We start from the raw sequence: 22,447 nt of genomic DNA on the forward strand, positions 1-22,447 counted from the left end.
CTGCGGCCGTCCGCAGCCCTTCCCTTTTCCTGCCTTCCCCTCAATCGACCGACCATAGCAGGTGCGCATCGAGCAGCAGCCGGGCATGGGCGGCCAGCGCGTCGACCTGCGCGGATTCGGCGAGCAGCGCCGCGTCCTGCGCCTGGCGGCGCGTCAGCAATGCTTCCGGCAGAGTGGCTTCGCCCAGCTGGTAGGCCTTCATCATGGTCGCGGCCTGGCGCTGGCTCTGCTCGGCGATGCGCTGCATGGTCAGCCAGATCTCGTGGCTGCGGCTGGTTTCCGTGACCAGGCGCCGCGCGGCGAGCGCGACCCTGACCTGCGCCTGCGCCAGCCGTTCCGACGCCATCGCGGCCCGCAGCGCGGCGCTGTCGGCGTCGGCCGTGCGCGCCGCGCCCGGCAGCGGGAAGGCGATGATCACGCCATAAATGTTTTCCCGCCCGCCGCGTTCGCGGCTGGCGCGCACGCCGACGGTCGGGTCGGGCATGCGGTCGCTGGCGCTGCGGCTGGCCTGCAGCTGGTACAGGTCCGCTTCAGCCCGCGCCAGCGTCAGCTCGTGGTTGTCGCCGGTGATTTTGTCGAACCAGAAGTCGGCCGTTTCACGCGGCGCGGGCGGCGCCGGCAGCGCGCCGGCCTGCGGCTGCGGCAGGCCGGGGTAAGTCGACGCCAGCAGCTGCAGGGCCTGGTCGGCGCGCAGCCGCGACTGCTGCACCAGCGCGGCGACGCGCTGGCTCTCGGTGTCGGCCTGCAGCAGTTCGAGTTCCGCGGCGTCGCCGGCGCGGACGCGTTTTTCGGCGATGCCCCGCAGGCGCTGCGTGATGTCCTGCTGCTCGGCCAGCCTGGCGGTCGCCGCGATCTCGCGCAGCGCATCGAACCATTCCTTCATCAGGCTGCGGCCCGCCTCGTGCCAGGCGTCCTCGTACGCCGCCTGCGCGATGACCGTACCCTTGTCGCCGATCGCGGCATCCTTGTCCGCCTTGCCGAACCAGCGCACCGGCCGCTCGATCACCAGTTCCTGTTCATTGAACCGCTTGCCGGTTTCGTCGGTGCGGCGGCCCAGCCCTGCACGGACCGACCATTCATGCGGACCGGCCTGCAGCCGGGTGCGGCTGGAGGCGGCCAGGTCGATGTTGAACGTGCTGGAGCGCAGCTGCGGCAGGCTGGCCAGCGCCTGCCGCGCGACCGGCTCGGGCGGCAGGACAGACAGCGGCTCGCTTGCCGCGGCATGCTCGCTGGCATACGCGGTAGCGGCAGCCGCATTGCCGGACAGCGCTGCGAGCAGCGCCAGCAGTATCAGCAGCAGGCGTGATGGGGATGTCATTGCAGCCTTCCAAAAGCGATGAGGGGCGCGATCCACCAGGCAACGTCCCGGTTGCGCAGTTCGCGGCCCAGCGCGGCGACCAGCAGGCGCAGGCCGGCTTCGGCGCCGGCGATCAGCACCAGCTTGCGCCGCGCGCGTCCCTGCACCTTTTCCATCGCCGACAGCAGCGACGCGCCCTGCCCCATGCCTTCCGCATCTACCACGGAAAAGCCGCCGGCCCATTCCGGGTGCCGCAGCAGGAAGTCCAGCACATCCTCTTCCAGCGCAACGGGGATGGCCAGCGTGAGCAGCGCATCGTGCAGGGATTCGTCTGTCATGGCAGTCTTTCGTCCGGCGCCGGCACGCCATAGCGCTGGAACAGGATGGGCAGCAGGATCAGCGTGAGCATGGTGGCCGACACCAGGCCGCCGATGACCACGATGGCGAGCGGGCGCTGGACCTCGGAGCCCGGCCCGGTGGCCAGCAGCAGCGGTATCAGCCCGAAGCCGGTGATGCTGGCGGTCATCATCACCGGCCTGAAGCGCCGGCGCGCGCCCTCGGAAACGACGTCGGCCAGCGCCGCGCCGCGCGCCACCATCTGGTTGAAGCAGGTGATCATCACCAGGCCGTTGAGGACGGCGATGCCCATCAGCGCGATGAAGCCGATCGACGCCGGCACCGACAGGTATTCGCCGGTCGCGGCCAGCGCGATCACGCCGCCCAGCAGCGCAAACGGGATGTTGACGAACACCAGCAGCGACTGCCTGATGCTGCCCAGCGTCGTGAACAGCAGGAAGAAGATCAGCGCCAGCGCGATCGGCACGACCACCATCAGCCGCGCTGCGGCGCGTTGCTGGTTCTCGAATTGCCCGCCCCACGACAGCCGGTATCCGGCGGGCAGCCTGACCGCCTGCTCCACCCTGGCCCTGGCCTCGTCGACGAAGCCGACCAGGTCGCGCCCGTGCACGTTGGCGCGCACGACCACCATGCGCGACGCATTTTCATGCTCGACCTTGACCGGTCCGTCGACCATGCGCAGCGTGGCCAGCGCGCTGAGCGGCACCGGACTGCCTTCGCTGACCGGCAGCCGCAGCTGCGCAAACAGCTCCCTGGACATCTGCAGCTGGTCGTTGCCGCGGATGATCAGGGGCAGGCGCCGGCCCTGCTCGATGACGACGCCGGCAATCCGGCCCTCCACCAGCATGCGCAGGTCGTCCTGCACCTGTTCGACGCTGAAGCCGAGCCGTCCCGCGGCTTCGCGGTCGATGTCCACCTGCAGGTATTGCACGCCCTCGTTCCTGACCATCAGCACGTCCTGGCTGCCGCCGATCTCCCTGACCTGCTTCAAAATTTGCTCGCCGATGCCGGCCAGGACCGCGTTGTCCGGGCCGTAGACCTTGATGGCGAGGTCGCCGCGCACGCCCGACAGCATTTCCGAGGTGCGCATCTCGATGGGCTGGGTGAAGCTGAAATTCATGCCGGGGAATTCCGCGGTGACCGCGCGCAGCGCATCGATCAGCGCGTCCCTGTCCGGGCTGCGCCATTCGTCGCGCGGCTTCAGCACCAGGAAGGCGTCGGACTCGTTCAGGCCCATCGGGTCCAGGCCGAGTTCGTCGGAACCGGCGCGGGCGACGATGCTGCGCACTTCGGGCACCACCTCCAGGATGCGCCGCTGCACCGCCAGGTCCATCCGGGCGGAGTCCTGCAGGTTGACCGAGGGCATTTTCTCGATCTGCATGATGATGTCGCCTTCGTCCAGCGTCGGCATGAAGGACTTTCCCAGCAGCGGGAACAGGGCCGCCGTCAGCAGCAGCGCCGCCACCGACGCGCCGATCACGAGCCGCCCGTTGCGCAGCGCCCGCGCCAGCAGCCCAAGGTAGCCCGCTTCCAGCCGCCGCACCAGCCAGGGCGCCGGCCCGTGGCTGGCCTTGAGCAGGTAGGACGCGATGACCGGTATGACGGTGAGCGACAGCAGAAGCGACGCGCCCAGCGCGAACGTGATCGTCATCGCGACCGGCGCGAACAGCTTGCCTTCCAGTCCCTGCAGCGACAGCAGCGGCAGGAACACGATCATGATGATGACGATGCCGGCCGTGACCGGCACCGCGACTTCGCAGACCGCGCGGTAGATGACATTCAGCCGGGACAGCACGGGCCGCTCCGGGTCGCTGCCATGGGCCTCGATATTCTCGACCACGACCACGGCGGCGTCGACCAGCATGCCGATCGCGATGGCCAGGCCGCCGAGCGACATCAGGTTGGCGCTCAGCCCGTAGGCCTGCATCAGGACGAAAGTGGCAAGCGCGGACAGCGGCAGGATGCAGGCCACCACCAGCGCCGAGCGCACGTTGCCGAGGAACAGGTACAGCAGCACGACGACCAGCACGGTGGCTTCCGCCAGCGCCTTGGTGACCGTCGAGACCGCGCGCTCGACCAGGCTGCCGCGGTCGTAGAACACCTTGACGGTAGTGCCTTCGGGCAGTGTTTTTTCCATTTCCGCCAGCCGCTCGCGCACCTGGTCGACGAGCTTCTGCGCATTGGCCCCGCGCATGGCCAGCACCAGGCCCTCGACCGCTTCCTCCCTGCCGTCCCGGGTCACGGTGCCGTAGCGCGTCATCTGGCCGATGCGCACGGCGGCGATGTCGCCCAGCCTGACCGCGTAGCCGTCGCGGACCTGGACGGCGATGGCGCGCACGTCGTCGAGGCTGCGTATGCTGCCGTCGCTGCGGACCAGGAGCGATTCCTCGCCGGCGGAAAGGCGGCCGGCGCCGTCGTTGCGGTTGTTCGCCTCCAGCGCGGCCTGCAGCTGGGCCAGCGATATCTTGCGCGCGGCCATCGCCTCGACATCCGGCACGACCTCGAAACTCTTCACCAGCCCGCCCAGCGAATTGACATCGGCGACGCCGGGAATGCCGCGCAGCTGCGGCCGTATCGTCCATTCCAGCAGGCTGCGCTTTTCCATCGGGCCGAGCGGGCCTTCGATGGTGAACATGAAGACCTCGCCCAGCGGCGTGGTGATGGGCGCCAACCCGCCGCTGACCGAGGACGGAAGGTCCTTGAGCACGTTGCCCAGGCGCTCGCTGACCTGCTGCCGCGCCCAGAACACGTCGGTGCCTTCCTGGAAATCGAGGGTAATGTCCGCGATCGCATATTTCGACTGGGAGCGCAGCATGACCTGCCGCGAGATGCCGAGCAGCTCCTGCTCGATGGGCGTGACGATACGGGCCTCGACTTCTTCCGGCGTCATGCCGGGCGCCTTCATGATCAGCTTGACCTGGGTGCTGGAGACATCCGGGAACGCGTCGATCGGCAGGTTGCGGAACGCGTCGATCCCGACGCCCGTCATCAGCACGGCGAGCACCAGCACCAGCAGCCGCTGGGACAGCGAAAAGGCGACGAGGCGGTTCAGCACTATTGCGCTCCCGCGGGCCTGGCGGCGGGCTTGGCTGCCGGCCTGGCTTCGGGCGCAGGCGCAGGTTTTGGTTCGGGCATCGCTTCGGCGCCCAGTCCCAGCCAGCTGCCCTTCAGGGCAACCACGCCCCTGACCGCGACGGCGGACCCCGCAGCCAGCTTGCCGGCCACGGGCCTGACCCAGGTCCTGCCCGCGCCGCCCTGCACCACGTCGACCTTCACCGCCTCGAAGCCCTGTTCATTGCGCACGAACACGAACGACGCATCGCCATGGCGCACGATGGCCGCCGCCGGCACGCCGAGGCTGTCCGGCACGACGCTGGGACCGCCATAACGGGCTTCGACGAACTGGTTGGGCTTGAGACAGGCGGGGTCGCCCAGCAGGCGCGCGCGGATGACCGTGTTCTGGTTCGCCGCGTTGACCTGCGGCGCGATCGCGACGACCCTGGCCGGTCCGCATTCGCCGACCTGGACCTGGTCGCCGACCCGGATCTGCGCTGCCTGCTGGCGCGACGCCTGCAGCTCGATCCAGGCCGCCGCGCCGGTGCTGATGGAAGCCACAGGCATGCCGGCGTCGATGCGCTGGCCGGCATGGATGTCGAGCGACACCAGCGTCCCGCGGGCGCCGGCGACGATGGTCAGCTGCGGCGCCAGGGTGTTGCTGCCGGCCAGCTTGCGGATCGCCGCTTCGCTCATGCCGCTGGCGCGCAGCGCCTGGCGCCGCTCGCTTGCGGCCAGTTCGGCCTGCATCGCCACGCCGCGCGTGTCCTGCAGCCGGGAGCGGGAGATGATGCCCTCGGCAAACAGGCTTTCGTCGCGCGCCAGCTTTTCGCGCGCCAGCCTGGCCTGGATCGCCAGCTGCAGGTAATCGCGCTGCGCTTCCATCAGCGGCTGGCTGAACAGCGTGGCGACCGGCGTGTCCCGCTCCACAGCCTGCAGCGTGTCCACCAGCACCTGCTGGACGATGCCGCCCACGGCGGGGCTGACGATGGCGAGCGCGCCCGGCGGCGTCACGACGGTGCCCGACAGCCGCTGGCCGCCGTCGCCCGCCGCGTCCTTGCTTGCTTCCTTGCCGGCGTCGGCCGGCGCCGCCGGCGCGGTCTGTATGCCCGAGCGCTCGATCTGCGCCTTGCTCAACGGTATCTGCGCAGGCGGCAGGCCCTGCGCAAGCGTCTGTCCGGCGGTTGCCAGCAGCGCAGCCGCCAGCAGCGCGGCCACCGGCAGCCGCAGCCGTCGGTGCAGGCGGATCGGTCGGACGGCGCGGCTTTGCTGGATCATGGTGCGGCTGCCTTGAAGGTGCGGGTAAGCCCTATACTGGCATCCAGTGCTTAAGGAGTTCTTAAGCATCCCCAGATAACATGCCGTCTCTGCAGCCAGGTTGGTCCTTGTCAGTCCTTATGCGCATATTGCTGGTAGAAGACGATCCGCAACTCGGCCGCGCGACCCAGATCGGCCTGGAACAGCGCGGGCACGTGGTCGACTGGGTGCAGAATGCGCCGAGCGCGCTGACCACGCTGGCCACCCATCACTACGAATGCCTGCTGCTGGACCTCGGGCTGCCCGGCGGCGACGGGCTGGCCGTGCTGCAGAAGTTGCGCGGCGACGGGTTTCGCGAAGCGATCCTGATCGTCACCGCGCGCGACCAGGTGGCCGACCGCGTCGGCGGCCTCGACAGCGGCGCGGACGACTTCGTCATCAAGCCGTTCGACCTCGACGAGCTGGCCGCGCGCATCCGTTCCGCGACGCGGCGGGCGCACGGGCGCACCCGCGAAATGATCCATCATGACGATCTCGCGGTCGACGTGGCCGCGCGCGTCGTGCGCCGCCACGAGGAAACGATACTGCTGAGCCCCAAGGAATTCGCCCTGCTGCTGCGCCTGCTCGAACAGGCCGGGCAGACCCTGACCCGGGCGCAGCTGGAGGAAACGCTGTACGGATGGGGCGAGGAAGTCGAAAGCAATGCGATCCAGGTGCATGTGCATCACCTGCGCAGGAAGCTGGGCAGGAAGCTGATCCGCACCGTCCATGCGATCGGCTACACGATAGACCGCCCGGCCAGCGTGCAGGCGCAATGACGAAAACGCCCGCGCCGTCGCATGCCCCCGCCAGCTGGTCCGTCCGGCGGGCCATGCTCGCCATGCTGCTGCTGCTGACCCTGGTGGTCTGGAGCATCAGCAGCGTCGTCCTGTATGTCGAGACCCGCCAGGAAAGCCAGAGGCTGTTCGACCAGTCGCTGGAGGAAACCGCGCACCTGCTGCTGGTGCTGGCGGACCATGAGATCGAGGAACTTGCCGTGACGCCGTCGCACCCGCCGATGGAAGGCCACGATGTCGCCGACGGCCGCTACCTGCTGTTCCAGGTCTGGGACGCGAACGGCGTGCTGCGCTACAAGAACAAGGGCGCGCCCGACCAGCCCTTCGCCGGCGCCGGCGCGGCCGGCTTCGGGAACGTGACGATCGCGGGCGACAACTGGCGGACCTATTCGGCCTGGAATGCGAGCCGCCGGCTGCAGATACAGGTCGGCGAGTCGGACGCCCACCGCCAGGACATCAGCGAGCGCTTCGCCTACAAGCTCTACCTGTTTGCGCTGCTGATGCTGCCGGTGATGGCCACCGGCATCTGGTGGATCGTCAGCCGGGTGCTGCGGCCCCTGATGGCGTCGGCGGAGGAGGTGTCGCGCCGCACGCCCAACGACCTGCGCAAGGTGAAGACGGACGGCGCGCCGGTGGAGCTGCAGCCCCTGCTGCAGGCGATCAACCACCTGTTCGAGCAGGTCAGCAGCACCTTCGAGCGGGAGACGCGCTTTACCGCCGACGCCGCGCACGAGCTGCGCACGCCGCTGGCCGCGATCAAGACCAACCTGCAGGTGCTGCATGGCGCGCGCAGCGAGGAAGAGCGCCGGGAATTCATCGCCGCGCTGGACGTCAGCGTGGACCGCTCGACCCGCCTGGTGGGCCAGCTGATGACGCTGGCGCGGCTCGACCCGCAGCAGCGGCCGGCGGCGCTCGGCGAGGCGGACCTGGCCGCAACCATCGGGCAGCAGATGCCCGAATTCAGGCGGCAGGCCGAGCAGCTGCAGCTGCACCTCGTCGCCGACCTCGCCCCCGTGCGCTGCCTGCTCGATCCCGACAGCTTCCGGGTCCTGCTGCGCAACCTCGTCGACAACGCGATGCGCTACACGCCGCGGCACGGCACGGTCAGGCTTTCCTGCCGCGCCGACGGCCGGCACGCGCTCTTATGCGTCGCGGACTCCGGGCCGGGCATACCGGCCGGGATGCGGGAACGCGTGTTCGACCGCTTCGTCAGGCTTTCCAACACCGGGACGCCGGGCAGCGGCCTCGGGTTGTCCATCGTCAAGAACATCGTGGCGGCCCACGGCGCAAGCATTGCGCTGAACGACGGCCCGGACGGATGCGGGCTGCTGGTCGAAATCCGGTTCGCGCCGGGGCCGGGCGCGGCCGGATGAAAACTTGATCCAGTTCCGTGGCTGCGGGCCGGCATACCGGTAGGGTAATGAACCGGCGCCTGATCCACAGGGCGCCAACTTCAGGAGATCGGCATGAAATGGCGGAACGATGCAACGGCCTACGGCGGGATTTCGATCGCCTTTCACTGGGTCATGGCGGCGCTGCTCGTCGCGGTTTACGCCTTCATGGAGCTGCGCGGCATTTTTCCGAAGGGAAGCGCCGGCCGGGAACTGATGAAAAACGCGCATTTCATGCTGGGACTGTCGGTGCTGGCGCTGGCGGCCGCGCGCCTCGCGCTGAACCTGCTGGACCGCGCGCCGCCCATCGCGCCGGAACCGCCGAGGTGGCAGAGCCTGTCCGGCCATGCAATGCATTACGCGCTCTATGCGCTGATGCTGGGCCTGCCCCTGCTTGGCTGGCTGCTGCTCAGCGCCAGCGGCAAGCCGATCCCGTTCTTCGGCCTGACGCTGCCGGCGCTGATTGCCGAAAACAGCGATACTGCGGACCTGATCAAGGAAATCCATGAAGCCGGCGCGACTGCCGGTTATTTCCTGATCGGCGGCCATGCGGCGGCGGCGCTGTTCCATCATTACGTGAAGAAGGACAACACGCTGCTGCGCATGCTGCCGCGCAGCCGCTGACGCACGACGCTATTCATTACGCAGAGATCACTGGAACCGGATACATGCGGCATACCGAACGACACAGGACACAACATATAGGCTGGCTGCGCGCCGCGGTGCTCGGCGCCAATGACGGCATCGTCTCGACCGCCAGCCTCATCGTCGGGGTTGCCGCCGCCAGCGCCAGCCACCCTGGCATCCTGCTGACCGGGATCGCCGGACTGGTGGCCGGCGCGATGTCCATGGCCGCCGGCGAATACGTGTCGGTCCACTCGCAGGCGGACACGGAAAAAGCTGACCTGCTGCGCGAACGCCGCGAACTCGACGCCGACCGCCCGTCGGAGCTGCGCGAACTGACCGCAATCTACGTGGCGCGGGGCGTCGAACGCCAGCTGGCGCAGCAGGTCGCCCATCAGTTGATGGAGCATGACGACCTCGGCGCGCACGCCCGCGACGAACTGGGCATGTCAGACATCGTCAGCGCCCGTCCTCTGCAGGCCGCGCTGTCCTCCGCCTTCAGCTTCGCGGTGGGCGCCATGCTGCCCCTTGCCGTCACGGCGCTGGCGCCGCAGCAGGCGCTGATCACCTACGTCTCGGCCACGTCCCTTGCCTTTTTGGCGCTGCTCGGCGTCGCTGCCGCCAAGGTGGGCGGCGCTGGCGTCTGGGCCGGCGCCTGGCGCGTCACGTTCTGGGGCGCGCTCGCCATGGCGATCACCGCCGGCGTCGGAAAGCTTTTCGGCGCGGTGGTCTGATCCTGGCACTGCGCTGCAAGGCGCGCTGAAGCCGCGTTTCGCCCTGGTCGTCGCCTGGTGACCCGCCAAATGACAGCGACGGGTTGGCCGTCCAGGCGTGTTCCGCCCGTCAACCGGTCACCCTCCTCCATCGCCGGCGGCATGCCGGCTCCGCTGCCTGGCCATCGTTGCGCCGGGCGGAAACGGCGCGATTTCCTTCATTTTTCGTTGATTTAACCCCCGGCGGCGCAGCAAACCGCCGTCCCGACGCTGGTTTCCCGCAGCCGCTGTAGCGTCTACGGTTTTCGCCCTTCCGGCCCGATAGCGCCAATTAATCCTTGCCATCGCTTTTGACTTCGTGAATAATCTAAATACGAATTGTTCGCATTTACAAAGGCAACCATGAGTGACCAAGCTTCGCGAGACGCCAGGCCGGCTGCAGCACCGCCAGCCCAGGGCACGGGCGCGCCGGCGACTGCTCGGCGGTTCAAGAGCGAAGATTTGTTCCAGCAACTGCGTGAAGTCGAAATCGACCACGAGGGACGGATCTACCGCTTGCGGCTGACCCAGTTGAACAAGCTGATCCTGACTGCCTGAGCCGCCTGCCGCAACCGACCGCGGCGAACGCTCGCCTGGTCAACCGAATGACCTGAATCACCCGACTATTTCCGGCCGTTGGCCATTGCAAGGAAAACCTGATGATCGTCTGCATCTGCAACAACGTCTCCGACCGCAAGATCCGACAGGCGGTCGACGCCGGCATGACCAGCATGGTCGAACTGCGTGACCATCTCGACATCGGCACCTGCTGCGGCAAGTGCCACCCCAGCGCCAAGCGCGTGCTGCGCGACTGCCTGGCCGAGAACGCGCCATCGCCGCTGCACGCCGCCCACCAGCCCCACCCTGCACACGTCCAGGCCCAACCCATCCTGTTCTACCCGAACACACTCGCCGCCTGAAAGTTGTAATGTCCGCTCTGGCAATGTCCCAGCCCGCCTCGGGTCCGCGCCTTTTTCCCCTGGGCGCCATCATCCTGCTGCACGTGGCGGCGCTTTATGCGCTGCTGACCGGCATGCAGCGGCCCGAGATGCCGCCGACGGTGCCCAGGGAAATCATTGCCACGATGATCACGCCGCAAGCCGCGCCGACGCCGGTGCAGCAGCCGGCGCCGCCGCAACCGCAGCCTGTGCCCAGGCCTGCGCCCAAAGTAGTCGAGAAACCGGCGCCCAAGGCAGTCGAAAAGCCGGCCCCGGCAATCAGGAAGCCCAGCCCGCCCAAGCCCGCGCCGGTGCTCGAACCGACAGAAAAATCCATCAGCACGCCGGAGCAGCCGCCCGCAGCCGCCCCCGCGCCGGCTGCGCCGGAACCGCAGGCCGCCGCTGCCCAGCCTGCTCCCGCCGCACCGCCGGCGCCTCCCGCGCCCGCCGCGCCGGCGCAGCCCAAGACCATCTCCGGCGTCGAATACATCCAGCCGCCGCAGCCCGACTATCCGCCCATCGCCAAGCGCATGGGCGAAGAAGGCAAGGTCATGCTGCGGGTGCTGGTCAGCGACCGTGGCCGCCCGGAGAAGGTCGACGTGCAGAAGTCGTCCGGCTTCGCCAGGCTGGACGAAGCCGCCCGCCAGGCAGCGATGCGGGCGATGTTCAAGCCGCACCTGGAAGACGGCAAGCCGGTCGCCGTCTATGCACTGATCCCGATTAATTTCTCCATCCAATAAACAAACGTACGTTCACCGTACCCATCGTCAAGGAAGCATCATGCAAGGTAATCCCTACGGACTCGACAGCCTCTGGCTGCAGGGCGATATCGTTATCCGCGGCGTCGCGATTCTGCTGCTGGTTCTATCGGTTGCTTCCTGGTACGTCATCGTCACCAAGGCGCTGCAGATCCTGCGCTACCGACGTGCGTCGATGGTCGCGGGCCGCCAGTTCTGGGACGCCAGCAATGTGCAGGAAGGCGTGGCGGCCCTGGGCAACAACAATCCATTCGCCGACCTTGCCAAGGCCGGCGTCGAAGCGATGCATCACCACAGCGCGCACCAGGGACACCTGCATGACCAGCTGTCGGTCAGCGACTGGGTGACGCTGTCGCTGCGCCAGGCCATCGACGAATCGTCGGCCAGGCTGCAGGCCGGCATGGCGATCCTGGCTTCGGTGGGTTCCACCGCGCCTTTCGTCGGCCTGTTCGGCACGGTCTGGGGCATCTACCACGCGCTGGTGTCGATCGGCACCAGCGGCCAGGCCGGCATCGACAAGGTGGCCGGCCCGGTCGGCGAAGCGCTGATCATGACGGCGCTGGGCCTGGCCGTGGCGATCCCTGCGACCTTCGGCTACAACGCGCTGGTGCGCGGCAACAAGTCGACGCTGGCCCGCCTGAACAAGTTCGGTTTCGACCTGCATGCGCTGTTCGTCACCGGTTCCCGCACCAGCAACGGCGCCCAGCCTGAAGGCAAGCGCCTGACCGTCGCCAGGAGCGCATGATGGCGATGGGTTCCCTGTCCGATTCGGACGACGACTTCAACCCGGAGATCAACACCACGCCGCTGGTCGACGTAATGCTGGTACTGCTGATCATTTTCATTATCACGATTCCGGTCATCAACCAGAGCGTCAAGATCGACCTGCCGCGCGCGAGCAGCCAGCCGCAGGACCTGAAGCCGGAAAACATCAACCTCGACATCGACGCGCAGGGCCAGATCTACTGGAATCGCGAAGCGATCGACCCCAGCCAGCTGCAGATCCGCATCGCCACCGCCGCGCAGAAGACGCCGCAGCCGGAACTGCACCTGCGCGCCGAACGGACCACGCAATATGAAAAGGTCGCGCAGGTGATGGCGGCGGCGCAGACCGGCGGATTGAGCAAGATCGGCTTCATCACGGAGCCGGAAAAGAAGTAATGATGTAAAAAGTAAAGGCTGCGGGCGCCGCGCTCAGATCAGCATGCCCAGCAGCGCAGCCCGTGCAACCGCCGCGGTCTTGTTGCAGCACTGCAGCTTGCACAGCAGGTTCTTCACGTGAAAGTTGACCGCGCTGACCGACAGCTCGAGGATGCGGGAGATTTCTTCGGATGTCTTGCCACAGGCGGTCCATTCCAGCACTTCCCGCTCGCGCAGGCTTAGCACCGGCTGGCAGCGCAGCGCCGGGCCGATACCGATATCGCGCACCGCTGCATGGCCAGGCTGGCCAAGCGCCCAGGCCAGCGCCTGCGCGACATCGGCCGCCGACAGCAGCCCATGCCGCATCCCGTTGGACCTTGGACGGATTCCGGCATCGAACGACGGACCTGGCTTGCGTTGCACCGGCCCGGCGGCAATGCGGGTGAAGCGGATTCCCAGTTCATCAAGTTCCATGCGCAGCGTATTGCATAGCGCATCCAGATAGGCATCGTCTGCAATGCCCTGCTGTTCGCTGAGCGTCACGGCGATGATGTGACCGCGCTTGCTCGCGACCAGCGCGTCTATCGTCGCCCGGGTGGTCTCGAGCAGGCCTGACACATCGGCCAGCGGACGCAGTTGGGCGATGGGCAGGTCGGCATCGAGCAGCGCAAGGCGGCGCCTGGGCACACGCATGATCGTCGCGACCGCATCGATCGACCGGAACGGCGCCGCCAGTTCCTTGACGGCTTTCTGCAGACCCGGCCCCTTCCCAGCGGCATCCGGCAAAATAATGACGCGCCCGGCTGCAATGTCTTGCTCCAGCACGCCCGGGGCGCTGCCGTCCGCCGTCAGCGCGACGACCCGGTGTCCGGCTCCCGCCAGCATGGCCGCGCACGCAGCGCCCACATCATTGGCGTCGGCGGACACGCCGGTGACAAGCACGGTCCGCTGCCAGCCGGCTGCGCCGCCTTTGCCCGCGGCCTGCGGGTCATACCTGGGCTGCCTCGCACGACTGCCCACGGTGCGGTGATTCGATACGATGCCTTTTTGCGCAGGCCGCGTCGTTGTGTCCTTGTGCATGCGGCTTTTCTCCTGACAATGCAGCGTTGGGATGTGATGGCAGTCAGACGGCCCTGATTGCGCCCGGACTGCGTCGTGCGGCGCCAGAAGTGCGCAAGAGGCGCGGCGCAGTGGCGGGAACAGCGGAACAGCGTTTAGCAGCCTGATACGGTCATGCGATACGGCTGGCTGGGTTGGAACGTGAGACAGGCCGGAACGGATTAAAAGACCCCTTGGAGAATGCTTAATCGCCCGACAGTCTCGAAGACTTATTTTCAATCCTTTTTATTTGTTAAGAGCGTGATCGGCTACCGATGCAAACGATCGCCCTGTGCGATCCGATAGCGATCAATGCTGCCCCTCGCAAGTTCAAGGACGTGCGCAGCATTCCAGGCAGCGCTCACGCGCCAAGCTTGCATCGCTGGCATGCAACGCACTACGTCGTCGTTGCGGCTCAGGTAGATAACATCGATGGCTTGCAGCATGAACGCGCTGTGGATGCTGCTGCATCTGGTGAGAAGCAGGCCTTCGTCGACAGCCAATGGCGGCGCCAGCATGAGGCCGCGCAGGCGGGAGGTGAAGCGGTTAGCGATGTGCAGGGCAAGCGGGTGTGCGCCGCTTGCGGTGTGGAGGACGGCTGGGTGGGGGAAGCGGAGATTGAAATGTAAATTGGCGATGGGCTTTAGCGGAATTTTTGCTTTCATTTTCTGGGAAAGCAAAGATCGCCTTGCGCAAGCAAGAATGGTGAATCGCCATAGGACATTAACCTGCCGGATATAAAAGTTCTATTTAATTTCATCTTCAATTATTTTTTCAAGAACATCAATAAGCAGTTTGTATTTAATTCTTCACTCGTCAGAAACTGCACTGGCCAATACATTCTCCTCTCCAAGGCATTGTGAATTCACATATCCAAATCTGCAATCGTTACAGTCTCCGTCAGGAGACATAAATGGATCGACTTTTGCAAACTTGGGAAAATGAAAAAAGAGCATGTACCCCACTGCCAAAGTCCATCGCAATGATTCACAGTCAGGCCGTGGCCCGGTTGATCTGGATGAATAGCCAGCATTCCCGCAAGTAAAAAACCTCGTAACGATCATTGGTTAGCGTATCAAGCAAAATGAGTGGAAACCATCCTCCAATCGATCCAAATCCTACTTTCCACTTACCATATTGCGGCTTGCGAATTGGATAGCCAAAGATTTTAGTCGTGTAATATGATTTACCCAATTTTTCCACATCATATATTTCACGTTGCCTATCACCATCTTCATCCAGCCAGTGCCGAACAAACATTTTATATTCACCATTTAAAGACTCATTAAGCGGCGATATCAATACTGGCAGTGGCAGCTCTGATGAAGGTCGTCTACATGGCATCACATTTATGCATTTTAATTCTTTTTCAAACGACTCCAGACTTTGTAGAGAAAAAGAGAGCGCTGGACCAGTTAAATTTTCCAGCAAAAGAAAAACACACGTTTTTACCAATTTTTAGTAATAATTTTCGTCATAGCCTCATAGGCTCCATGATCAACCACTCTTTCTATATTTCCACTTTTGGCATAAACCATAAATGGCCATATACAACTAGCAATCTCAAATAATTTCGCTTGGCTCAACGATAAGTAGGGTTACAGTAGATGGACATCCTATTCTGCCACAACCCATTTTTAGTTAGATGAAATATTTCAAACATCTTCGAACTGCAAAAGACGCATACCGATTTCAGCCCAATGATATACAAGCGAATTATAAATATATGCGCTACTTCCAATTTTAGCAGCAGCTATTTTCATTCTAAGGAACTTTACATAGATCTCCGTGAGAAATCATAAAAGGAAAACCGTCCTCAGCGACTGGAGGCACTGGCTTGCAAAGCTTTTCTTTCAAAAATCTCACAATTATTAGGCGAACAGATTCGTCTACGTATCTTAATTTATCGAACTGGTCATCCCACTGAAAGACTTTGATGCTTTCTTGGTCTGGCCATGGTGCGGGTCCATCGGGACGAAAAACAGTTGCAATATAAGGTTTAGACTGGTTTTTTTCGTAAATGACAATCGGCTGAAAAAATACTGTAGCGCTTGCACTTCCACCAAGGTATCCCCAGTCAACTCTTTCAACGTATCTTTTGAGTGATTTATTGTAAATCTTAGGCAAGCCAAAATGTCGCCAACTATGTTTAGTACCAAGATATATAAATTCATGCATTGGCGCGTCTTCTTGGTCTGTTCTGTATCCTTCATAACCACCGCGCACCCAGTCACACCAACCGTCCCCATTGATGTCCAATACTTTCCATCCGCCAATCGTGTAATAGGTTTGATACGTTTTATTCCGAATTGAATCAGGTATGGAATAAGTTGGTTTTTTGCATATATTGTTTGCCTCAAAAGAAATCTCAGACAATCTTCTGTCCTGCGCTTGCACAAATTTTGTTAAAAAAAATAGTGTTAAAATTAAAACTGCATTTCTATTTAAGGCGAAATTTTTCATTTTCCAGTTTATAAAGAAAGCGGAACAATCTGCAAACCACGCAGTGGCTTAATTTCCGCACAACGAAGACTGCGCCAGTCCCCTCTACCCGCACGTGTGCCAACAAACGTGCGGACATAGTCGCCCTCATCACATGGTTTTCCATAACTACAACTTCGTGTGACAAGATCAATGTTTTGTGCAAATGGTTGGCCACCGCCATTATGCTTCCGCGCTGTTCGCATCGCTAACTCAGTTTCAATTTCGCGTTGACGTTTTTCGAACGCCGGATTGGCTTTATTAGGATTTTCTAAAGGCTTGACATCATTTAGAAAATTACCAGTTAAATCAACTCGCGCAATAATTTCACGGAGATTAACCTTGATAAACGTTCTCGATATAAAATTGAATTTATCAAAACTTTTGTACAGGCTCATTAGCCATAACCCAAGTACAGAGTCAGAAAAAATTGATTCAGTCATAAATGCGTTCTTTGCCTCGCCTAAAGTTTTTCCATTTCCCTGCGGAACGAAACAAGCAATGTCAATAAATGATTGGCGATCAAGCATAGTTTGACTCAAAAAACTTTTTTTCAAACTTTCACTCAAAAACTCGTTGCTGTTAGTGGGCCCCCAAGATAAAACTGCGTCGGAGCAAGATAGCCGGCGAGCCAACAAAAAAATCCCAGTTTCTGGTATGTTTATTTTTACAGCGCGTTGTCTCGCTTTAGTGATTCTTTCTTGAATATCATCTGATATACCTATTGCTTGCTTATCTGTTCTTGAAAGTTTGTCCAGCGTCTCAATAAACGTCGACGCCACGAATTGCGAGCGTCCGTACGAAGCATGGTATTGCCGTGCTGGTTCGCCGTTTGCTCCCGGCTGACCGAAAATCGTTACGCCAGGGCAGCCGTCCTTGCTGCAATCTGCGTTCAATGCAGAGTACTCATTCATCTCCGCCGCAGCCTCGATTCGTTCCACCCGTTCACGTTCGGTGTCGTCGGCATAGGCGACTGGCAGAGATGTTTCCTTGTTGATGTTGCAATTCAGTAGTCGCTGCAGATTGGCTGGACTATTTGCGTCGACACCGGTTGACCGAGTTACGACTAGTCTGTCCTCGCCTGCCCCAAAACGTATTTGCGGCAGAAGGGCCGGGACATCCTTGCACAGGTTTTCGCCATCCTTGTCCTTGATCAGGTTCGCGATGAGCAGCGCTGCATCCCGGTTGCTGTAGTCGGCGATGACGAACTGGCGCAAGGAGATCAGGTTTTTCCCATAATGCGCAGTAAAGTTGCCGACGGTTTCGTCAGTCGTGCCTGTCCATGAAGTCGAGGACTTCTTTCCCACGATGAAATTACCGTCCTTGTCGAACAGCAAACCGGTCTGATTCTTCGCATATTTTTCCATCAGCTGGTTTATGGCGTCGCTGCCGCCATCTCCGCTGGCTTCGATGCCGTCCACGCTGAAGGCCCATCGCGCTTTGGTAAAGCCCTGCTTCGTTCCCAATTGCTTCCCATCCGCGCCGGTCGTGATCGCGTAATAAACCAGCCTGGCCGCGCCGTCCGGGTCGAAGTATCGGTTGGGCTGCCCTGCCGCATAAGCGGTCAGATCGAGCCGCAACGCTTCTGGCACATCGCCATCCAGCGTGTCGGCGATGCCGTCTGGGTCGGGACTGATGAAGCGGCCGGTAGCCGGATCGTAGTAGCGGGCGATGTGGTAGGACAGGCCGGTTTCCTCGTCGGCGTACTGGCTGACCAGGCGCAGCCTTGGGTCCTGCCGTGATGCGGCGGCACTGGCGGCGGGGCTGCTGCCCCAGGGGTCGGGGGCGGCGCGCCACAGGGTTTTCCGTGCGGATGCATCCGGCTCGCCGCTGGTCACTGCGTTGACTGCGCCGCGATGGTCGGTCTGCAGCAGAAAGGCAATGCCGTCGCGTAGCCAGGCGACCGGACGATATCCCTGGTACAGGTACTGCTCCATGCGCGACGGACCGCGTAGCGGATGGGCTTCGACGGCCACCAGCTGCGTGCCTTCATACAGGTAATACTCCGTGCCGGCCGCGCTGCGCTTGCTCGCGCGGCGTCCATGCGCGTCGTAGCTATAAGCGGCGACATCGGCAATGCCAGGGCTAGCGTCGGCGGTTGCGGTTGCGGTTGCGGTTGCGGTGCGCACGGACACAAGCTGCGATGCCGCATTCCATCGCAGGATGAAGCTGCCCCTGGCGGTCGTGATGTGTCGCGGCAGGCCGGCTGCGTCATGCTGCTCGCCGGGCGCTTCGCGACTAATGCCGGGTTCTGCCTGCGGCGCATGCTGCTGCCCGGTCGCCGAACCGGACAGCGCGCCCGCATCCGTTCCGGCTCCGGGCAAGTCTTCCTGTGGTGCGAATGCCACGAGCCTGGTCTTGAGTCCGCTCCGGTCCAGCCACGCGTCGGGCGCCCTGCTTATCAGCGGGTCGAGCCAACGCGGCCAGTGGATTTGTTCGATCGCCGCATGCTGCCCATGGTGAGGGTGCGTCGCGTAATAGCGGTAAGCCAGTCGTTCGCCGCCGGGCAGTGTCCTTGCGCTGAGGCGGCCAGCGGCGTCATACCATGCCTTTACCGTCATGCTGACCGGCGTGCCGCGCGCAGTGGCCGCCGCGATCTCGACGCGCTTCTGGCTGACCTGGCCCCACGGCGTATGCATGTAGCGGCTGGTGTGCATGCGCCTGTGGTCGGTATCCACGGTTTCGACCGTCTTGTATGGCCCGTCCCAGCCGAATTCCAGGCGTTCCGGGGAGGCATCGCCAGGCAGTTCGCGGTTGATGTCCAGCAGCCGTCCCGCCGCATCGTGGCGGGCCCTGGTCACCATGCCGCGTGCGTCGCGCATTTCAGTGATGCGCCCGGCAGCGTCGTAGCGCGCGTACTGCCAGCCCTGCCCCGGATTGCGGATGCCGACGACTTGCCCGAAATCGTCGATCAGCCGCTCGGCGGACTTGCCATCAATGGTGTAGCGCAGTACGTCGGGCTGGTCGACGTCGGCAGGGCTGGCGTCGCCGGGCGGCACGGCCTCTGCCGGGCCGCGTGCCCACCGGCGCACCACCTCTTCCACCTGTCCGTCGGGCCAGGTGATGCTGCTGATCTCGTTACGGGCATTGCTCGCCAGCCCGGTGTCCCGTTCGGCCAGCACGGTCGTTTCATCGTCGGCATAGGCGGTCTCGCCATGATGCGTGATCTGCCCGTTGCTGCCATAGGTATAGCGGCTCATGCGGACGATATGGCCCCAGCGATAGCGGACGGTCTGGGTCCGGCCGGTATGCGGGTCGTGGGCAAGGTCCAGCGTGGCGCCCATGGGCAGCAAGACCCTGGTGACGTAGTTGCCGCGTTCGTCCCACTGGTAGCGGGTGATGTCGGAGTCAGCGGGCGTGCCGGCGGGGCCGTTGGGCAGCGGGCCGTCGACTTCCACCAGCAGGCTGCGGCCGCCGGTCTCCTGGTAGCGGTAAAGGGTGATGCGGGTGCTGGCGCTCAGGCTGACCGGGTCGTAGCCGGTCTCGGCGACCTTCAGCACCTGCCCTCGTTCGTTGTAGGCGATCCGGACTTCGTGCGTGCTGCCGGGAACGACGCTGTCTCTGGCAATGCGCATCGGGCCGAAATGCCAGGGCGCGCCGCCTGCGCCGGACTCGCTTCGAGGCAGGGCGGGATAGGGAAATTGCTGCCTCAGCACCAGCGCCACGGCTGGCGCCTGCTGGCCATGGCGGTAACTGAGCTGCTTCAGCGCATAGGGCCGGCCAAGGGCGTCGAGCTGCTGGCGGCGGCCGGCCAGCGGCAAGCCGTCCTTGTCCAGCGTGACGACCTCCTCCACGCGCCCGTGCCGGTCGTAGCGGTAGCGCAGGTTGACGGGGCCGCAGCTGGCGCAGCCGGCGCCGCGCGCCTCCAGCACGCGAAAAGCGCCCGCGACGATGGCGTGGCGATAGGTGGTGGTCCGGCCCTGCTCGTCGGTGACGCGGGTCCGCCCGGGCTCGCCGCGCTTGAAAGTCAGCTTCTCGCGGACACTGCCTGTTTCCGGCTTGCCGCCCTCGCCGGTATGTCCGGTGTCGTGCCGAATCGACAGTACCGCCAAGCCGTTGCCGTCATATGCCCAGGTGGCGATGCGTTCGCGCAGGGGCTTGCCGTCGCTGCCGGCGCCGTCCACGGTGATGCCGGTCAGCAGGGTCGGAAAGCGGCTGTCTTCATGATGGTAGATGCGCCTGACCGTACTGACGCTGCTGGTGGCGGGCGTGTCGCCAAGGCGAAAGGCAGGTCGCGGCTGGGCGGGGTCGTACCAGGTCGGCAGATGCACGGCGCTTAGCGTGGCATGGCCTTGCGGGCTGGGGCTGGGGCTGGGGCCATTGCCGGCGTTGCCATAGTCGTAGAGGAAACGGCCGACCGGCGTGTCGACGCTTTGCACGCCCCGGTACCTGCCGGGACGGTCATCCTTCCGGTGAAGGTAATGGAACGTCATGCTGCGGCCCTGCGGGTCGGTCACCCTGGAAATGCGGCCGTCTTCCATGCGCTCGATGACGACCTCCATGCCGTTGCCGTCGCTGATGCGGCCAAGGCGGCCCTTGTGGTCGAAAGTGAGCTCGCGGCCGTTCGGCCAGCGCCAGCGATATTCCGGCTGGCCGCCGCTGCGCACGATGCGCACCCGGCCCTGGGCCGGGTCGGACGTGGTGCATATGGTCCTGCTCCAGGCGCTGCGCGCAAACACGATGCGGGCGCCATCGGCCTGGAGGATCTGCAGCGTGTTGCCGAATGCATGCAGGCGGGTGTCATAGGAGAATCGCCAGCCGTGTCCGATGCCCTGGACGGGCATGCCGGGTGCGGCAAGGTGGCTGTTGTAGTGGCGCACGAGTTCCAGGCCCAGCAGGCCGGGCAATGCCGGCATGTCGGCTTCCCGCTGGTACTTGTTGCCGGTGATGATGTTGATCGGGTTGCCGGCGGCCTGGCCGACGCCGCCGGTGCTGTCCAGGCCAGCGGTTTGCCCGGTCGCGCAGGGAGAGCCGGCAATGCCGGGGCCGCAGGACTGTGCATGGGCGAAGACCGGAATGGCAGCGATGGCGACGGCCAGCAGCAGCGCGATGCTTGCGACGATATCGATGGAGACCGCACGCAGCCTGGCGGCCGCCGTTGCGGGCCTGTGCGGACATCCGCGGCGACGCCGGTTTCGGTTCGTCATGGCTTGCCTCCGGCGCGCCTGATGTCGATGACGACACGCCGGTTCGGCGCGAGGCAGTCAACCTGTTCCTCGCGGCTGCCCGGACAATCGGCTTGCGCGATGACCGGGTCGGCAGAACCCATGCCGCGCACCGCGATCGGCACATCCGGGAAGCCCTTGCTCTTCAGGTAATCGCGCACGGCGGCGGCCCGCGCCTCGGACAGCCGCTGGTTGATCGCGACGCTGCCCAACTGGTCGGTATGACCGGATATGGTGACCGAGGCGATTGCCTGGCCGTTCTGCTGCGCTGCGCCGGCCTCCGCGATCAGGTCGTCGAGCGCTTCCAGCCCACCGGGCTTCAGGCTGGCTTCGTCGAAGCCGAACAGCACATCGGCGGACAGCGGAAACGATTCGGACGCCAGCAGTTCAACCGTGCAGACCGGGCAGGCGGCAGGGCCGCAACCCTTGTCATCGCCGCCGTCGGGGTAGTTGTCCTGATTACCCTGTCCGTCAGGGGCGGCGGGCGGCGTGGTCTTGCCGTCGCCTGTGCCATGGTTGCCGCCGCTGCCGCCCGTTTCGCCGCCCGTTCCATCCCCGTCCGTTCCTGGCGGCGGCCCGGACTGGCTGGTCCCGGTCTGCGGCCCGCCGGGAATGCTTACCGGGTCGGCCCATTCGATTGCGTCGCTGTTCATGTGCAGCGCGATGTCGTTGACGACCGGCACCCGGCCTTCGGCCAGCAGCGCGCTCCTGAAACGGTCCGTGCCGTCATCTGTGGCCGCCAGCGTAGCGACGAACACCCTGGCGGCCGCCAGCACCCTGGGCTGATAGCCATGGGTGATGCGCAGCTTGAGCAGGTTGGCGTCGAAGATATTCTGCTGCGATGCTGCCTTGACGACTGCCGGGTCTTTCATCGCCAGGCCGCTGTTCGGAATCACGCGGGCGTCGGTCCTGAGCAGGCGCTGCAGGGCCGGGTCGTTGAAATCGCTGAAGCTGGCCCGGTTCGGATTGATCAGTTCGATCCGGTAGCGGCCATTCATGTCGGCGGTCGCGCGCGCCACGGCTGCGGCGATCTCGGCCGGGTTGCTGCCCCCGCCATATAGCGGCGCCAGGCTGCGCAAGTAGGCGGCGCTGATCGATTCCACCGTCGCGTTGTGCATGCTGCCGGCGCGCGCAGCCATGAAGCTCGCATGGTTGACCTGGTTTTTGGCGACGTACAGCAGGCTGTACTGCAAGACCGCCAGGCCCATCAGCGCCAGCACCGGGCAGACCACGGCGAATTCCACCATGGCCGCGCCGCGACTGGCGCCAGCAGCATGCCGACGGACGGGAGCCATGCCC

19 protein-coding genes are annotated in these 22,447 nt (G+C 64.0%); 9 read left to right on the top strand and 10 right to left on the bottom strand.

The features are described from left to right. Positions 1-40: 40 nt before the first annotated feature. Genes QOL82_RS16340 through QOL82_RS16355 form a run of 4 tightly spaced genes read right to left on the bottom strand, consistent with a single transcriptional unit; the run spans position 41 to position 5,986 of the window. Positions 41-1,318: a TolC family protein gene (locus tag QOL82_RS16340; RefSeq protein ID WP_283443364.1), complete on the bottom strand. Its 1,278-nt coding sequence runs from the start codon at positions 1,316-1,318 to the stop codon at positions 41-43. After that, complete coding sequence (locus tag QOL82_RS16345) at positions 1,315-1,635, bottom strand: DUF3240 family protein (protein WP_283443365.1); 321 nt, start codon at positions 1,633-1,635, stop codon at positions 1,315-1,317. Before QOL82_RS16345 ends, QOL82_RS16340 begins: the two co-directional genes overlap by 4 nt. Then, positions 1,632-4,709, bottom strand: coding sequence for an efflux RND transporter permease subunit (locus QOL82_RS16350; RefSeq protein ID WP_283443366.1), 3,078 nt, complete (start codon positions 4,707-4,709; stop codon positions 1,632-1,634). The genes QOL82_RS16345 and QOL82_RS16350 overlap by 4 nt, the downstream gene beginning before the upstream one ends. After that, the gene (locus QOL82_RS16355; RefSeq protein ID WP_283443367.1) at positions 4,709-5,986 is read right to left on the bottom strand and encodes an efflux RND transporter periplasmic adaptor subunit; all 1,278 of its coding nucleotides are present in this window, start codon (positions 5,984-5,986) and stop codon (positions 4,709-4,711) included. Before QOL82_RS16355 ends, QOL82_RS16350 begins: the two co-directional genes overlap by 1 nt. A 119-nt stretch (positions 5,987-6,105) precedes the next feature. Here QOL82_RS16355 and QOL82_RS16360 point away from each other — a divergent pair, with 119 nt between their 5' ends. From QOL82_RS16360 to QOL82_RS16400, 9 genes are all read left to right on the top strand, one after another. Then, complete coding sequence (locus QOL82_RS16360; protein ID WP_283443368.1) at positions 6,106-6,783, top strand: response regulator; 678 nt, start codon at positions 6,106-6,108, stop codon at positions 6,781-6,783. Beyond that, on the top strand, positions 6,780-8,174 hold the full coding sequence (locus QOL82_RS16365; protein WP_283443369.1) for an ATP-binding protein: 1,395 nt from the start codon (positions 6,780-6,782) through the stop codon (positions 8,172-8,174). Before QOL82_RS16360 ends, QOL82_RS16365 begins: the two co-directional genes overlap by 4 nt. A 93-nt stretch (positions 8,175-8,267) precedes the next feature. Then, positions 8,268-8,816, top strand: coding sequence for a cytochrome b (locus tag QOL82_RS16370; RefSeq protein ID WP_283443370.1), 549 nt, complete (start codon positions 8,268-8,270; stop codon positions 8,814-8,816). Positions 8,817-8,860: 44 nt separating this feature from the next. Further along, positions 8,861-9,550 (top strand): VIT1/CCC1 transporter family protein, encoded by a 690-nt coding sequence (locus QOL82_RS16375; protein ID WP_283443371.1) that lies wholly within the window; start codon positions 8,861-8,863, stop codon positions 9,548-9,550. Between the two features lie 381 nt (positions 9,551-9,931). Next, the gene (hemP, locus tag QOL82_RS16380) at positions 9,932-10,126 is read left to right on the top strand and encodes a hemin uptake protein HemP (protein ID WP_283443372.1); all 195 of its coding nucleotides are present in this window, start codon (positions 9,932-9,934) and stop codon (positions 10,124-10,126) included. Positions 10,127-10,227: 101 nt separating this feature from the next. Further along, positions 10,228-10,488, top strand: coding sequence for a (2Fe-2S)-binding protein (locus QOL82_RS16385; protein WP_283443373.1), 261 nt, complete (start codon positions 10,228-10,230; stop codon positions 10,486-10,488). A gap of 8 nt (positions 10,489-10,496) precedes the next feature. After that, a complete protein-coding gene (locus tag QOL82_RS16390; protein ID WP_283443374.1) occupies positions 10,497-11,246 on the top strand; it encodes an energy transducer TonB in 750 nt (249 codons plus the stop codon). Between the two features lie 40 nt (positions 11,247-11,286). After that, positions 11,287-12,009 (top strand): MotA/TolQ/ExbB proton channel family protein, encoded by a 723-nt coding sequence (locus QOL82_RS16395; protein WP_283443375.1) that lies wholly within the window; start codon positions 11,287-11,289, stop codon positions 12,007-12,009. Further along, a complete protein-coding gene (locus QOL82_RS16400; protein ID WP_283443376.1) occupies positions 12,009-12,425 on the top strand; it encodes an ExbD/TolR family protein in 417 nt (138 codons plus the stop codon). The genes QOL82_RS16395 and QOL82_RS16400 overlap by 1 nt, the downstream gene beginning before the upstream one ends. Before the next feature lie 33 nt (positions 12,426-12,458). Here the strand turns inward: QOL82_RS16400 and QOL82_RS29280 are convergent, their stop codons facing one another. The 6 genes from QOL82_RS29280 to QOL82_RS16430 form a co-directional block, all read right to left on the bottom strand. Then, entirely contained in the window at positions 12,459-13,484 is a 1,026-nt protein-coding gene (locus QOL82_RS29280; protein ID WP_283443377.1) for a LuxR C-terminal-related transcriptional regulator, read from the bottom strand. Positions 13,485-13,771: 287 nt separating this feature from the next. Continuing rightward, positions 13,772-14,167, bottom strand: a complete 396-nt coding sequence (locus QOL82_RS29285; protein WP_430438500.1) for a DUF192 domain-containing protein — start codon at positions 14,165-14,167, stop codon at positions 13,772-13,774. 328 nt (positions 14,168-14,495) lie between these two features. Beyond that, positions 14,496-14,933, bottom strand: coding sequence for a hypothetical protein (locus tag QOL82_RS16415; RefSeq protein ID WP_283443379.1), 438 nt, complete (start codon positions 14,931-14,933; stop codon positions 14,496-14,498). Positions 14,934-15,266: 333 nt separating this feature from the next. Next, positions 15,267-15,965, bottom strand: a complete 699-nt coding sequence (locus tag QOL82_RS16420; protein WP_283443380.1) for a hypothetical protein — start codon at positions 15,963-15,965, stop codon at positions 15,267-15,269. A gap of 8 nt (positions 15,966-15,973) precedes the next feature. Beyond that, positions 15,974-21,130, bottom strand: coding sequence for a DUF6531 domain-containing protein (locus QOL82_RS16425; RefSeq protein WP_283443381.1), 5,157 nt, complete (start codon positions 21,128-21,130; stop codon positions 15,974-15,976). Next, positions 21,127-22,443, bottom strand: a complete 1,317-nt coding sequence (locus QOL82_RS16430; protein ID WP_283443382.1) for an OmpA family protein — start codon at positions 22,441-22,443, stop codon at positions 21,127-21,129. Before QOL82_RS16430 ends, QOL82_RS16425 begins: the two co-directional genes overlap by 4 nt. Positions 22,444-22,447: the final 4 nt, after the last annotated feature.

It is taken from the genome of Noviherbaspirillum suwonense (assembly GCF_900182955.1).
GTDB lineage: Bacteria > Pseudomonadota > Gammaproteobacteria > Burkholderiales > Burkholderiaceae_D > Noviherbaspirillum_A > Noviherbaspirillum_A suwonense.

Bases quoted from the DNA above. Each gene is read 5' to 3' on its own strand.
- QOL82_RS16340 (WP_283443364.1), bottom strand. From the start codon at position 1,318: ATGACATCCCCATCACGCCTGCTGCTGATACTGCTGGCGCTGCTCGCA.
- QOL82_RS16345 (WP_283443365.1), bottom strand. From the start codon at position 1,635: ATGACAGACGAATCCCTGCACGATGCGCTGCTCACGCTGGCCATCCCC.
- QOL82_RS16355 (WP_283443367.1), bottom strand. From the start codon at position 5,986: ATGATCCAGCAAAGCCGCGCCGTCCGACCGATCCGCCTGCACCGACGG.
- QOL82_RS16360 (WP_283443368.1), top strand. From the start codon at position 6,106: ATGCGCATATTGCTGGTAGAAGACGATCCGCAACTCGGCCGCGCGACC.
- QOL82_RS16365 (WP_283443369.1), top strand. From the start codon at position 6,780: ATGACGAAAACGCCCGCGCCGTCGCATGCCCCCGCCAGCTGGTCCGTC.
- QOL82_RS16370 (WP_283443370.1), top strand. From the start codon at position 8,268: ATGAAATGGCGGAACGATGCAACGGCCTACGGCGGGATTTCGATCGCC.
- QOL82_RS16375 (WP_283443371.1), top strand. From the start codon at position 8,861: ATGCGGCATACCGAACGACACAGGACACAACATATAGGCTGGCTGCGC.
- hemP (WP_283443372.1), top strand. From the start codon at position 9,932: ATGAGTGACCAAGCTTCGCGAGACGCCAGGCCGGCTGCAGCACCGCCA.
- QOL82_RS16385 (WP_283443373.1), top strand. From the start codon at position 10,228: ATGATCGTCTGCATCTGCAACAACGTCTCCGACCGCAAGATCCGACAG.
- QOL82_RS16390 (WP_283443374.1), top strand. From the start codon at position 10,497: ATGTCCGCTCTGGCAATGTCCCAGCCCGCCTCGGGTCCGCGCCTTTTT.
- QOL82_RS16395 (WP_283443375.1), top strand. From the start codon at position 11,287: ATGCAAGGTAATCCCTACGGACTCGACAGCCTCTGGCTGCAGGGCGAT.
- QOL82_RS16400 (WP_283443376.1), top strand. From the start codon at position 12,009: ATGGCGATGGGTTCCCTGTCCGATTCGGACGACGACTTCAACCCGGAG.
- QOL82_RS29280 (WP_283443377.1), bottom strand. From the start codon at position 13,484: ATGCACAAGGACACAACGACGCGGCCTGCGCAAAAAGGCATCGTATCG.
- QOL82_RS29285 (WP_430438500.1), bottom strand. From the start codon at position 14,167: ATGAAAGCAAAAATTCCGCTAAAGCCCATCGCCAATTTACATTTCAAT.
- QOL82_RS16420 (WP_283443380.1), bottom strand. From the start codon at position 15,965: ATGAAAAATTTCGCCTTAAATAGAAATGCAGTTTTAATTTTAACACTA.
- QOL82_RS16425 (WP_283443381.1), bottom strand. From the start codon at position 21,130: ATGACGAACCGAAACCGGCGTCGCCGCGGATGTCCGCACAGGCCCGCA.
- QOL82_RS16430 (WP_283443382.1), bottom strand. From the start codon at position 22,443: ATGGCTCCCGTCCGTCGGCATGCTGCTGGCGCCAGTCGCGGCGCGGCC.